General features: G+C 61.2%; 11 protein-coding genes and 1 pseudogene. 4 read left to right on the top strand and 8 right to left on the bottom strand.

The features are described from left to right. Positions 1-30 precede the first annotated feature (30 nt). The 8 genes and pseudogenes from LK440_RS12175 to LK440_RS12140 all read right to left on the bottom strand — a co-directional run. Positions 31-1,017, bottom strand: a pseudogene (locus tag LK440_RS12175) (ISL3 family transposase); the annotation flags it as partial. Between the two features lie 196 nt (positions 1,018-1,213). Further along, positions 1,214-1,399 (bottom strand): hypothetical protein, encoded by a 186-nt coding sequence (locus tag LK440_RS12170; RefSeq protein ID WP_005012321.1) that lies wholly within the window; start codon positions 1,397-1,399, stop codon positions 1,214-1,216. A gap of 232 nt (positions 1,400-1,631) precedes the next feature. Beyond that, positions 1,632-3,266, bottom strand: coding sequence for a THUMP domain-containing class I SAM-dependent RNA methyltransferase (locus tag LK440_RS12165; RefSeq protein ID WP_005012323.1), 1,635 nt, complete (start codon positions 3,264-3,266; stop codon positions 1,632-1,634). Positions 3,267-3,290: 24 nt separating this feature from the next. Continuing rightward, positions 3,291-3,713 carry a CopD family protein gene (locus tag LK440_RS12160; RefSeq protein ID WP_005012327.1) on the bottom strand — a complete coding sequence of 141 codons (423 nt, stop codon included), beginning with the start codon at positions 3,711-3,713 and terminating at the stop codon, positions 3,291-3,293. A 59-nt stretch (positions 3,714-3,772) separates the two neighbouring features. Next, on the bottom strand, positions 3,773-5,233 hold the full coding sequence (locus tag LK440_RS12155; protein WP_005012329.1) for a bifunctional 2-methylcitrate dehydratase/aconitate hydratase: 1,461 nt from the start codon (positions 5,231-5,233) through the stop codon (positions 3,773-3,775). A 55-nt stretch (positions 5,234-5,288) separates the two neighbouring features. Next, entirely contained in the window at positions 5,289-6,479 is a 1,191-nt protein-coding gene (gene prpC / locus LK440_RS12150) for a bifunctional 2-methylcitrate synthase/citrate synthase (RefSeq protein WP_005012331.1), read from the bottom strand. Positions 6,480-6,552: 73 nt separating this feature from the next. Then, the gene (prpB, locus tag LK440_RS12145; protein WP_005012332.1) at positions 6,553-7,446 is read right to left on the bottom strand and encodes a methylisocitrate lyase; all 894 of its coding nucleotides are present in this window, start codon (positions 7,444-7,446) and stop codon (positions 6,553-6,555) included. A 190-nt stretch (positions 7,447-7,636) separates the two neighbouring features. Then, entirely contained in the window at positions 7,637-8,626 is a 990-nt protein-coding gene (locus LK440_RS12140) for a malate dehydrogenase (protein WP_005012335.1), read from the bottom strand. Positions 8,627-8,959: 333 nt separating this feature from the next. Between LK440_RS12140 and LK440_RS12135 the strand changes: the two genes are divergently transcribed. From LK440_RS12135 to sdhA, 4 genes are all read left to right on the top strand, one after another. Further along, on the top strand, positions 8,960-9,739 hold the full coding sequence (locus LK440_RS12135) for a GntR family transcriptional regulator (protein WP_005012337.1): 780 nt from the start codon (positions 8,960-8,962) through the stop codon (positions 9,737-9,739). 121 nt (positions 9,740-9,860) lie between these two features. Further along, on the top strand, positions 9,861-10,274 hold the full coding sequence (gene sdhC / locus LK440_RS12130) for a succinate dehydrogenase, cytochrome b556 subunit (RefSeq protein ID WP_005012339.1): 414 nt from the start codon (positions 9,861-9,863) through the stop codon (positions 10,272-10,274). Then, positions 10,274-10,657, top strand: coding sequence for a succinate dehydrogenase, hydrophobic membrane anchor protein (gene sdhD, locus LK440_RS12125; protein ID WP_005012340.1), 384 nt, complete (start codon positions 10,274-10,276; stop codon positions 10,655-10,657). Before sdhC ends, sdhD begins: the two co-directional genes overlap by 1 nt. Before the next feature lie 3 nt (positions 10,658-10,660). Beyond that, on the top strand, positions 10,661-12,439 hold the full coding sequence (sdhA, locus tag LK440_RS12120) for a succinate dehydrogenase flavoprotein subunit (RefSeq protein WP_005012341.1): 1,779 nt from the start codon (positions 10,661-10,663) through the stop codon (positions 12,437-12,439). Positions 12,440-12,450: the final 11 nt, after the last annotated feature.

Below are 12,450 nucleotides of genomic sequence, written 5' to 3'. Positions count from 1 at the left end.
TCGTACTAATCACGGGGAGCAGGTCAAGTGATCCCATGCCTGGCGGGCGTAGCCGGGGTGTTGGTAGAACCACAGCTGTTTGAGCTCATCGCGCATCAGATAAGCGGTGAGCAAAGGCTGGTTGGCCTGGAGCAACTCGTCCAACTTTACCGATTGGCACGGATCGAGGTTTTTGCGATTGCGCAGCAGTAGCCAGCGACTGGACTTGAGCACTCGGCGGGCCGGCTTGTCGTGCCGCAACTGGTTCGCTTGGTCTACACGCACCCGGTCTATCACTTCACGGCCGTACTTGGCCACGACGTGGAACAGGTCGTAGACGATCTCGGCGTTGGGGCAGTTGGCCTGGATCTCCAGCTCATAGGCCGTCGTCATGTCGATCGCTACGGCCCGGATCTGCTGGGCAACCCCAGTTGGCAGTTGTTCGAAGAAGGCTCTGGCCGTCTCGCGCGAGCGGCCATCACCGATCCATAGCACCTGACGGCGGATCGGATCGACAACGACCGTGGCATAACGATGGCCCTTGTGTAGAGCGAACTCGTCCATCGCTAGGTAGTGGATCTGGCTCCAGTCCGGCTCTTGGATCGCCCGTCGCAGCAGGGCCTTGTCCAGCGCCTTGACCGTGTGCCAACCCAGTTGGAAGAAGCGCGCCACGGCCAGAATGTTGCTGGACTCAAGCAACTGGCTGACCGCCTCGGCCAGCCGGTCGGTCACTCGCTGGTAACGGCCCAGCCAGCTCAGCCTCTCCAGATGCGGTCCACCGCACTGCTCGCACCAGACCCGCCGACGCGGCACTACCAGCGTCACTCGCAGCGCCATTAGCGGCAGATCCCGCACCCGGCGCGTGGTCGTCTCATGCACCTGCCGACATCGGTTGCCGCAGTGCTCGCAGTGCATCGTTCGCGCTGAAGGCTTCAGGTAAATCGTGACCGTCCGGCTCTCACCTTCAGGCCACACGACCCGCTCCACCCGATAACCTTCCCACCCACCCAACCTCTCGATCGTCTTGCGGTCCAGCATGATCCCGGCCTTGATCCTTGAAAAATCAAGGATCAAGCGTAACGGCAATCAAGCACGGCTCCACGCTATTCCGCGATGAACCAAAAAAAACCCGCCGGTTAGGGCGGGTCTTAAAAGGGGCTTTGCAGCCCCCAAGGGGAAAACGGATAACAATTGCGAATTCGTTACTGCTCGACAACGACGGCGGGCTTGATGCTTAGGCTGCGGTGTGCGCGGCCGAGTCGGTCTTGCCAAACATTGCCTTGATGCCGTGACCCAGTTTGCGCAGCCCGTGAGCCAGAGCACGCAGGGGGTGCGGACGGAATTGCTCTTCCATCGCCTGCAGCATCAGTTGGCGTTCCAGTTCGTCGGTCAGGCGATAGGTGTTGTTCAGGTTGATCACGGTAGCCTCCGTTAGGCTGACTTATGCTTCTGTCTAGGGTTAACCCGAATTATAGGGTTAACCCTAGGCTAATGCAAGCCTTGCCGTGATTCTGTGCAACATGCGCCTTGCTGGTGCTGATGATGCCCCATTTCGACGCCGCTGTGCCCGCCTGGGCACATTATTGTTGTGTCGTTACAGCAGTTTTACAACTTGCGCGGCTATCCCGCTCCGGTTTGCCACGCGTTCACGTCTAAAGCGGCGGATTTGCGCCGTCGCGATAGCTGGCGTGCACCAACTCGAAGGCGAACAACCGGCAGTCCAGCGAGCCGTTGTGCAGCGGGATGCGACGCACCGGCTTGAGGCGCATGCGCTGAGGCAGCTTCATGTCGCTGGAGATGACGTGGGCCTGCCAGCCTGCAAACTGGTGTTTGAGGCAGGCGGACCATTCGCGCCAGAATTCGTCGGCGATTTCCATGCGCTCGCCATAGGGCGGGTTGGTGACGATCCAACCCTGCTCGACAGGCGCCTGGACATGTCGCGCGTCGGCGACTTCGAAGCGGATGGTTTCGTCAGTAAGCCAGGCGCGCTCGGCGTTGGCACGAGCGAATTCGATAGCGCGTTCATCGATGTCGTAGCCGATGATGGGCGTTTCGAGCTGGGTGCGGATGCGGGAGCGGGCATCGTCCTTGAGGTCACGCCAGCGGCGCGCGTCATGCTGACGCATGCGCTCAAAACCGAAGGGGCGGGAAATGCCAGGAGGCACTCCCAAGGCTATCCAGGCCGCCTCGATCAGAATCGTGCCGCTGCCGCAGAACGGGTCTACCAGCGCAGCGGCCGGATCCCATCCGGCCAGAGCCAGCATCCCTGCGGCCAGATTTTCCCGCAGAGGCGCTTCGCCCTTGTCCAGACGCCAGCCGCGCTTGAACAATGATTCGCCGGAGGTGTCCAGATAGAGCGTGGCGTGAGTGCCTTCCATGAAAAGCTGCACGCGGGCGTCGGGACGCACGGTATCGATGCTTGGCCGTGCACCTTCGCGGTCACGCAGGCGGTCGCAAATGCCGTCCTTTACGCGCAGGTTGCAGTACTGCAGGCTGTGGACAGGGCTTTTGATGGCGGAGGTGTCCACGCGCAGGGTGTCTTCGGGGCCAAACCATCGCTCCCAAGGAACGCTGTAGGCAAGGTCGAGAAGTTCGTCCTCATGATTGAGGTCGCCCTGACCGACCTGCACCAGAATGCGGGTGGCCAGGCGCGAATAGAGATTCGCCCGCTGCACCCCTGACCAGTCGCTGGTAAAGGCACAGCCGGCACGGCCGGCGTGGGCATCATCAAAGCCCAGGGCCTGCATTTCCGCGGTCAATGCGTCTTCCAGGCCTTGAGGGCAGGGCGCATAACAACGGAACGTTTCTGCCTGACGGCCCTGGTGACGACGCTGGCGGTACGCCTGGGGCGTATCGATGGCGTGCCCGTCCTGCCCGTCGTGTTCCGGCTCGTCTTGCTGGCCCGCAAATACATCGTCCCAGTCGGGGGCCGGTGCGCCCTGGCGCGGTGTCTCGTCGCGCACCACTCCCATGCCGCTGCGGCGGCGGTTTTCGCCGGCGGTGTCATCGCCACGCGAATGCGTGCCGCGCTCAGCCGAGGCATAGCCCTGGGACCGGCGGCGCTGGAGCGGGCGCTCGGCATAGCCTGCATCGGCGTCGGGCCGTTGCACGGGCTGTTCGTTGCCGCGCGATTGCACATGCGATGCCCGTTCGATCTGGGCGGCCTGCCGGGCCCGCGCACCGCTACGCTTGCGCCTGTTGGGTTCACTGGACTCGCTTTCAGGGGCGGCGGGTTTGGCTTTGATCGTCAGCGTCTTGCGCGGACGGTCATTTTCATCTTGGGACATACGGGCAGGCCTTGGGCTAGGCTATCAAAATGGTTTGAGGACGACGAGCGCCACCACCGCCACGAGCAGCAAGACGGGAACCTCGTTGAACCAGCGATAAAACTTGTGCGAGCGCTTGTTGCGCCCCTGTTCGAATTTGCGCAGCATCACTCCGCAGGCGTGATGGTAGCCGATGAGCAGCAGCACCAGAAACAGCTTCGCGTGCATCCAGCCGTTGCCCGGCCCCACGCCAATACGGTAGCCAACGTACAGCCACAAACCCAGCAGGATCGCCGGCACGGCGATTATCGTCATGAAGCGGTACAGACGCCGGGCCATACCGAGCAAACAGCTCTGCGTTGCCGGATCTGAATGCTGCGCGAGGTTGACGAAGATGCGCGGCAGATAGAACAGCCCCGCAAACCAGGAAACCACAAACACAATGTGGAAAGTCTTGACCCAGAGCATGTCCATGGTGCGCGCATCCTAATTCGAAAACACGCCATTGTAGGCGACAGTGGCCCCGCTCAGATCACGTAGAGGTCGACATACTCGTGTACCGGCATGGGGTGCAGTTGCTGTGCATCAAGCGACACCTCCAGGATGCGCTGTTGCTGGCGGGCCGGCAGCATTCGGGCCAGGTTGCGGCGGAACTTCTCCTCCAGCAATGGGATGCCTTCGGCCCGGCGGCGGCGGTGGCCCAGCGGGTATTCGCAGATGACTTCGGGCAGTTTGCTGCCGTCATCGAGCTCCACGCTCAAGGCATTGGCGATGGAGCGCTTGTCCGGATCGTGATAATCGCGTGTGAAGGTGGCGTCTTCAACGCAGGTAATGCGTGCGCGCAGCGCGTCGATGCGCGGGTCTGCAGCGGCCGAGTCCTCGTAGTCGGCCGCCGTCAGGCGTCCGAACAAAAGCGGCACGGCCACCATGTACTGGATACAGTGGTCGCGGTCGGCGGGATTATGCAGGGGCCCGGTCTTGTCAATGATGCGCAGGCAGGCCTCATGGGTGCGGATGGTGATCTGTTTGATATCCTGGGCCGAGCGCCCCATGGATTCAAGCTGCCGGTGTATCTGCATGGCGTATTCGACGGCAGTCTGCGCGTGAAACTCGGCCGGGTAAGAGATTTTGAACAGGATGTTTTCCATGACATAGCTGCCGTAAGGCCGCTGAAGGCGCAGGGGCTGCCCCTTGAGTAGCACGTCATAGAATCCCCAGATCTTGGCCGTCAGGACGGTGGAATATCCCATTTCCCCCGTTCTGGCGATCAGGGCCAGGCGGACGGCGCGGCTGGTGGCATCGCCTGCTGCCCAACTTTTGCGGCTGCCGGTGTTGGGGGCGTGGCGGTAGGTACGCAGGCTTTGACCGTCCACCCAGGCCAGGGAGATCGCATTGATGATTTCGTCGCGCGACAGGCCCAGCATCCGGGAGACCACGGCGGTGGAGGCTACCTTGACGAGAACGACATGGTCCAATCCGACCTTGTTGAAGGCATTTTCCAGCGCCAGGCAACCTTGGATCTCGTGTGCCTTGATCATGGCGAGGAGGACGTCGCGCATCACCAGGGCAGGCTTTCCTGCCGCGACGCCAGTGCGCGAGAGCCAGTCGGCCGTGGCCAGTATTGCGCCCAGGTTGTCCGAGGGGTGCCCCCACTCGGCTGCCAGCCAGGTGTCGTTGAAATCCAGCCAGCGGATCATGGCACCGATACTGAAGGCGGCTTGCACAGGGTCCAGTTGCAGGGAAGTGCCTGGCACTCTGGCGCCATGGGGAACAAGGGTGCCAGGCACGATGGGCCCGAGCAGCTTCTTGCACGCCGGGTATTCCAGTGCCTCCAGGCCGCAGCCCAGGGTATCGATCAGGCAGTTGCGTGCCGTGTCCAAGGCCAGAGGACTCTGGATGTCGTAGCCGATCACATAATCGGCGATCTCCGTCAGAACCTGGTCTGTCTGGATTCCGCTCGCAGGCGGTTGAGGTGACGTGGCAGACATAGAAGCAAAACCCCTATGTGTGGGCGGGGCCGGTCGGCCCCGCCGGGTCAGAGAGTTACTTGCGTTTTTCGATCTGCACGAACTTCAGATTTTCCGGTCCGGTGTAATTGGCAGTGGGCCGGATGATCTTGTTGTCGATGCGCTGCTCGATGATATGAGCCGACCAGCCGGCCGTGCGCGCGATGACGAACAGCGGCGTGAACATGGCGGTGGGCACACCCATCATGTGATAGCTGACCGCCGAGAACCAGTCCAGGTTGGGGAACATTTTTTTGATGTCCCACATGACCGTCTCCAGGCGCTCGGCAATGTCGAACATCTTGGTGCTGCCCGCTTTTTTGGAAAGCTTGCGGGCGACTTCCTTGATGACCTTGTTGCGCGGATCGGAAATGGTGTAGACCGGATGGCCGAAGCCGATGATGACTTCCTTGTTGTCGACCCGCTTGCGGATATCGGCCTCTGCCTCCTCGGGCGAGTCATAGCGCTTCTGGACGTCGAACGCGACTTCGTTGGCGCCGCCATGCTTAGGGCCGCGCAGAGCACCGATGGCACCGGTGATGGCCGAATACATGTCGGATCCCGTGCCAGCAATCACGCGGCTGGTGAAGGTCGACGCATTGAATTCATGCTCTGCGTAAAGGATGAGCGAGGTGTGCATGGCGCGGACCCATTCGTCGCTGGGTTTCTGGCCGTGAAGCAGGTGCAGGAAGTGGCCGCCAATGCTGTCGTCATCGGTTTGGACGTCGATGATGCGGCCATTGTGGCTGTAGTGGTACCAGTACAGCAGGGCAGAACCGAGATTGGCCATCAGGCGGTCGGCGATATCGCGGGCCCCCGGGGTGTTGTGATCGTCTTTTTCGGGCAGTACACAACCCAGCACGGACACGGCCGTGCGCATCACGTCCATGGGGTGGCTGGCGGCGGGCAGTGACTCCAGGGCAGTCTGCAGGTGGGCGGGCAGGCCGCGCAACGAACGCAGCTTTTCCTTATAGGCCTTCAACTCGGCCTTGGTGGGCAGTTTGCCGTGCACCAACAGGTGGGCGATTTCTTCGAATTCAGCCGTATCGGCGAAATCGAGAATGTCGTAGCCACGATAGTGCAGATCATTGCCGGTGCGGCCGACCGTGCACAGCGCCGTGTTGCCCGCGACGACCCCTGAAAGGGCCACGGATTTCTTGGGTTTGAAGCCAGCTTTCTCTTCGGTTTGCGCCGCCGCGGGCGCTGCCTTTTTCTGCGAGGTGCTCATGTCTCTCGTTCTCCTTTCGATGGAACAGACATAGACGAAACCGATCCGGTCCGATTGGCCGGACCGGTACGCTTTACTTCGTTTTGTCCTTGGCAAACAGCGAGTCCAACTGCGACTCGTAGGCGTGGTAGCCGATACGGTCGTAGAGCTCGTCGCGGGTCTGCATCAAGTCCAGCACGTTCTTCTGGTGTCCGTCTCGGCGAATGGCCTCGTAGACGGATTCGGCCGCTTTGTTCATGGCGCGGAAGGCAGACAAGGGGTAGAGAACCATGCCTACGTCGGCGCTCTTGAGCTCGTCGACAGTGAACAGCGGCGTCTTGCCGAATTCGGTAATGTTGGCGAGCACCGGCACTTTTACCGCATCGACGAAGCGGCGATAGGTGGCCAGGTCATATGCCGCTTCGGCAAAAATGCCGTCGGCGCCAGCTTCGACGCAAGCCAGCGCGCGTTCGATGGCTGCATCCACGCCATGGGAGGCGATCGCGTCGGTGCGGGCGATCAGGAAGAAATCATCGTCGGTGCGGGCATCAGCTGCGGCTTTGACACGATCGGCCATTTCTGCCGTGCTGACGATTTCTTTGCAGGGCCGATGGCCGCAACGCTTGGCTCCGACCTGGTCTTCGATGTGGCAGGCAGCCGCGCCAAATTTGATCAGGCTTTTGACGGTGCGCCCGATATTGAAGGCAGAGGGGCCAAAGCCGGTATCGATGTCGACCAGCAGGGGGAGATCACAGACATCCGTAATGCGTCGCACGTCGGTGAGCACGTCATCGAGGGTATTGATGCCCAGATCGGGCAGCCCGAGCGAACCCGCCGCTACACCACCGCCTGAGAGATAGATGGCGCGGTAGCCCGCCCGCTTGGCCAGCAGAGCGTGGTTGGCGTTGATGGCGCCGATGATCTGCAGCGGTTGTTCTTCGGTCAAGGCGCGGCGAAAGAGGGCGCCGGGCGATGCAGGTCTGGACATGGGTGGGGTCTCCGAGGGTTTTGTTGGTTTGTCTGACGCGGCCAACCGTGTTTGAGCGGTGCGCGGCCCGCTGTCTGGCTGCAACCGAAATATGAGTCTGCCCCCTCGGTGACAAGAGGCACACGCATGGTCCGGCATGAGCTCCTGGAAATTGGGCCCGCCGAAGCGGGCCCAACGGGAGCTGACTGAATTACTTCAGCAGGTCTTTGATGCCGTCACGCTCTTCGAGCAGTTCCTTGAGCGTGAAGTCCATACGCTCGCGGGAGAATGCGTCGATTTCCAGGTCCTTGATCATGGTGTATTCGCCATTGACCGTGGTGACCGGGAAGCCGTAGATGATGCCTTCGGGGATGCCATAGGAGCCATCCGACGGAATGCCCATCGTCACCCACTTGCCGTTGCTGCCCAGGACCCAGTCGCGCACGTGGTCGATGGCGGCGTTGGCAGCCGAAGCGGCCGAGGAAAGGCCGCGGGCTTCGATGATGGCCGCGCCGCGCTTGCCCACGGTCGGGATGAAGGTGTCGCGGTTCCAGGCGTCGTCATTGATGACCTTGGCCAGCGGCTGGCCATCGACGGTGGCGAAGCGGTAGTCAGGGTACATCGTCGGCGAGTGGTTACCCCACACGACCAGCTTTTCAATGCCGGCGACGGCCTTGCCCGACTTGGTGGCCAGTTGCGACAGAGCACGATTGTGGTCCAGGCGCAGCATGGCGGTGAAGTTCTTGGCCGGCAGATCCGGCGCCAACTTCATGGCAATGTAGGCGTTGGTGTTGGCAGGGTTGCCGACCACGAGCACCTTGACATTGCGGCTGGCGACTTCGTTCAGGGCGCGGCCCTGAGCGGTGAAGATCTGGGCATTGACCGTCAGCAGGTCCTTGCGCTCCATGCCGGGGCCGCGGGGGCGGGCGCCGACCAGCAGGGCCACGTCGGCATCCTTGAAGGCGGTCTTGGGGTCGCTGTGAGCGGTGACTTCCTGCAGCAGCGGGAAGGCGCAGTCTTCCAGCTCCATGATCACACCCTTGAGGGCTTTCTGGGCCTTCTCGTCGGGGATTTCGAGCAATTGCAGAATGACCGGCTGATCCTTGCCGAGCATTTCGCCGGAGGCGATGCGGAACAGCAGGGCGTAACCGATTTGGCCGGCGGCGCCGGTGACGGCGACTCGCATGGCGGGCTTAGACATGAGTGTTCTCCATATGGACTGGCGAGATGAAACGCGCCAAACAGTGTAATCCTTGGGGCCGTTCGCTCAGAGGGCGACTGCGGCGATCCGATAGCGCGAAATCCTAGATCGAATTTACGCGTCCGTCAATTTCTCTTATATCTTATATAAGACATAAGACATAAGACATAAGACGTTGGACATGTCGGGCCCGCTTGTGCCACAATAGGGCGTTTGCTCGCCACCGGACCAGCCCGCTTTTTGCGCTACGGCCTCCAATCAGGCAGGTGATAGCGTAACGCTTCGGGTCCGTCCCCGGCACACCGAGCAAATGTGAAGATTTCAAGACATTCCATGGCAGATCCCAGGCCCGACTTTTCGCTACGTACCCGCACCGCCCGACAGGCGGGCGAGGGTGCCGCTTTTAGTCCCTTGTACCGGCAGATCAAGGATTTGCTGGTTCAGAGCCTGGAGCGGGGCGAGTGGATGCCCGGCGAGCTCATCCCTTCCGAAATCGATCTGGCTGCGCGTTTTCAGGTCAGCCAGGGCACGGTACGCAAGGCCGTGGATGAACTGGCCGCAGAACATATGCTGTTGCGCCGCCAGGGCAAGGGCACCTTCGTGGCCACGCACCACGAACCCCGGGTGCGTTATCGTTTCCTGCGTCTTGCCCCTGACGAGGTCAACGAGGCAGGCCGGGCCGAAAATCACATTCTCGATTGCCGCCGCTTGAGGGCACCGGCCGAAATCGCCCGAGCGCTGGAGCTGCGCGCCGGCGAAACCGTGGTGTCCATCCGGCGACAACTGGCCATGAACCATGCGCCGGTCATCATTGATGACATCTGGGTGCCGGGGGCGTCTTTTCGTGGCTTGACCCTGGAGCTGCTCAAGGCCAAGCGCGTACCGCTCTACGGCTTGTATGAGTCCGAGTTCGGCGTAAGCATGGTCCGCGCCGACGAAAAAATCCGCGCCGTGGCGGCATCCGAAGAGGTTGCCACGTTGCTGCACGTCACACCGGGTACTCCTCTTTTGCAGGTGGACCGCATTTCCTACACGTATGGCGACAGGCCTATGGAAGTGCGCCGCGGGCTGTACCTGACCGACCACTACCACTACCGCAATAGTTTGAATTGATGAACTTTTTCCCTACGATTTGATACGAACCCGTTCTCTGAGCGAAAATAGCTTGTTTGCCCATTTGGGTAACGGCGTTTTAGCCGTCACGATCCCCTAGTTCCGAAACACCGAGGCCGTCATGTCCGACTCAGCTGCCAAGCCGCGTCCGCAGTTTCGCAATATCAGCATTCCGCAAATTCTCAGTTATCGCTTGCCTCTGGCCGGCAAACTGTCCATCCTGCACCGCGTCAGCGGCGCACTGCTCTTTCTCTGTCTGCCCTTGGTCATCGTGCCGCTCTTTGCGGCTAGCGTGACCTCGGCCGAAAGCTTTGCGCAGGTTGCCCAGTACGCGGGCAACCCCCTCGTCAAGCTTGTACTGCTCGTACTGATCTGGGGCTATCTGCACCATTTCTGTGCCGGCATCCGCTACCTGATCCTCGATCTGCATATCGGCATCGACAAGGAATCGGGCCGCAAGAGCGCTGCCATCGTGTTCGCGGTCAGCCTGGTTCTGACCCTGGTGTTTGCTCTCAAATTGTTCGGAGTCCTGTGATGCAAGACACCAAGAACTACGGCCCCAAGCGCCTTGTCGTCGGTGCGCATTACGGCACCATGGATTTCATCGCCCAGCGTCTGACGGCCGTCATCATGGCCATCTATACCCTGGTGCTGATCATCGGCCTGCTGGTCATGCCGGCCTACAACTATGAAAACTGGAAGGCGCTGTTCACCTTTCATGTGTTCGCTCTTCCCGTGGGCCAGATCCTGGCCTCACTGGCTTTCTTTGCGCTGGCCTGGCATGCCTGGATCGGCGTGCGCGACATCTGGATGGACTATGTACGGCCGGTGGGCGTGCGCCTGCTGCTGCAAGTGCTGACCATCCTCTGGCTGGTTGGTACGGTCGTGTACTTCGCGCAAATTATCTGGAGAATCTAAGCCGTGGTCGCTGTCAAGAATTCATTGCCGCGCCGCCAGTTTGACGTGGTGGTCGTGGGCGCCGGCGGAGCCGGTATGCGCTGTTCGTTGCAACTGTCCCAAGCCGGGCTGTCGGTTGCGGTCCTGTCCAAGGTTTTCCCCACGCGTTCGCACACCGTTGCCGCGCAAGGTGGTGTGAGCGCCTCGCTGGGCAACATGAGCGAAGACAACTGGTACTGGCACATGTACGACACCGTCAAGGGGTCGGATTGGCTGGGCGATCAGGACGCCATCGAGTTCATGTGCCGTGAAGCACCCAACGCGGTGTACGAGCTCGAGCACTTCGGGATGCCGTTTGACCGTAACCCGGACGGCACGATCTATCAGCGCCCCTTTGGTGGCCATACGGCCAACTTCGGCGAAAAGCCCGTGCAGCGTGCCTGTGCTGTCGCCGACCGTACGGGCCATGCGCTGCTGCATACGCTCTATCAGCGCAACGTCGCCGCTCGCACGAAGTTCTTCGTCGAATGGATGGCGCTGGATCTGTTGCGCAACGAAGAGGGTGATGTCGTGGGCGTGACCGCCCTGGAAATGGAAACCGGCGACATCTACATTCTGGAAGCCAAGACGACGGTGCTGGCCACCGGCGGCGCGGGCCGGATCTGGGCAGCTTCGACCAATGCGTTCATCAATACGGGTGACGGCCTGGGTATGGCCGCGCGCGCTGGCATCCCGCTGCAGGACATGGAGTTTTGGCAGTTCCACCCGACCGGCGTGGCCGGCGCGGGCGTGCTGATTACCGAAGGCGTGCGTGGTGAAGGCGGCATCTTGTTGAACAAGGACGGCGAGCGTTTCATGGAGCGCTATGCGCCCACGCTCAAGGACTTGGCGCCGCGTGACTTCGTGTCGCGTTCGATGGACCAGGAAATCAAGGAAGGCCGCGGCTACGGTCCGGACGGCAGCTACGTGGTGCTCAAGTTGGACCACCTGGGCGCCGACGTGATCAACAAGCGTCTGCCCTCGATCCGCGAGATCGCCATCAAGTTCGGCAACGTCGACCCGATCAAGGAACCTATCCCGGTTGTGCCGACCATTCACTATCAGATGGGCGGTATTCCGGCCAACTATCATGGTCAGGTACTCGAGCGCGTCAACGGCGAGAACAAGATCGTCAACGGTTTGTATGCCATCGGCGAATGCGCTGCGGTGTCGGTGCACGGCGCCAATCGTCTGGGCACGAACTCGCTGCTGGATCTGATCGTCTTCGGACGCGCCACGGGCAATCACATCGTCAATTCGCATCCCGAGCGCCAGCACGCACACAAGCCCGTGCCCCAGGAAGCCGTTGACTTCTCGCTCAACCGCGTCAACACGCTGGAAGCGCGCACATCGGGCGAGAAAACCCAGGATGTGGCCAACGCCATCCGTATGTCGATGCAGCGCCATTGCGGCGTGTTCCGGACGCTGGACTTGCTCAACGAAGGCGTCGAGCAGATCGAAGACCTGGCCAAGGTGGCCGGCAGCATCTACTTCAAGGACAAGTCCAAGGTGTTCAACACGGCGCGGGTTGAAGCGCTGGAACTGGCCAATATGACCGAAGTGGCTCGCGCCACCATCAAGTCGGCCGCCAATCGCACCGAAAGCCGCGGTGCGCACGCCCTGGATGACCACCCGACCCGCGACGACGAAAACTGGCTCAAGCATACGCTTTGGTATTCCGAAGGCAGCCGCCTGGATTACAAGCCGGTTCAGATGAAGCCTCTGACGGTCGACTCCTTCCCGCCCAAGGCCCGTACTTTCTAAGCAGGATGCCG

It is taken from the genome of Bordetella holmesii, assembly GCF_020735985.1.
Lineage (GTDB): Bacteria > Pseudomonadota > Gammaproteobacteria > Burkholderiales > Burkholderiaceae_B > Bordetella > Bordetella holmesii.
The sequence above is the reverse complement of the archived record's forward strand: the minus strand, read 5'-3'. Positions and strand labels throughout refer to the sequence as shown.

Excerpts from the sequence above, each read along its gene's own strand:
- LK440_RS12165 (WP_005012323.1), bottom strand. The coding sequence starts at position 3,266 with ATGTCCCAAGATGAAAATGACCGTCCGCGCAAGACGCTGACGATCAAA.
- LK440_RS12160 (WP_005012327.1), bottom strand. The coding sequence starts at position 3,713 with ATGCTCTGGGTCAAGACTTTCCACATTGTGTTTGTGGTTTCCTGGTTT.
- LK440_RS12155 (WP_005012329.1), bottom strand. The coding sequence starts at position 5,233 with ATGTCTGCCACGTCACCTCAACCGCCTGCGAGCGGAATCCAGACAGAC.
- prpC (WP_005012331.1), bottom strand. The coding sequence starts at position 6,479 with ATGAGCACCTCGCAGAAAAAGGCAGCGCCCGCGGCGGCGCAAACCGAA.
- prpB (WP_005012332.1), bottom strand. The coding sequence starts at position 7,446 with ATGTCCAGACCTGCATCGCCCGGCGCCCTCTTTCGCCGCGCCTTGACC.
- LK440_RS12140 (WP_005012335.1), bottom strand. The coding sequence starts at position 8,626 with ATGTCTAAGCCCGCCATGCGAGTCGCCGTCACCGGCGCCGCCGGCCAA.
- LK440_RS12135 (WP_005012337.1), top strand. The coding sequence starts at position 8,960 with ATGGCAGATCCCAGGCCCGACTTTTCGCTACGTACCCGCACCGCCCGA.
- sdhC (WP_005012339.1), top strand. The coding sequence starts at position 9,861 with ATGTCCGACTCAGCTGCCAAGCCGCGTCCGCAGTTTCGCAATATCAGC.
- sdhD (WP_005012340.1), top strand. The coding sequence starts at position 10,274 with ATGCAAGACACCAAGAACTACGGCCCCAAGCGCCTTGTCGTCGGTGCG.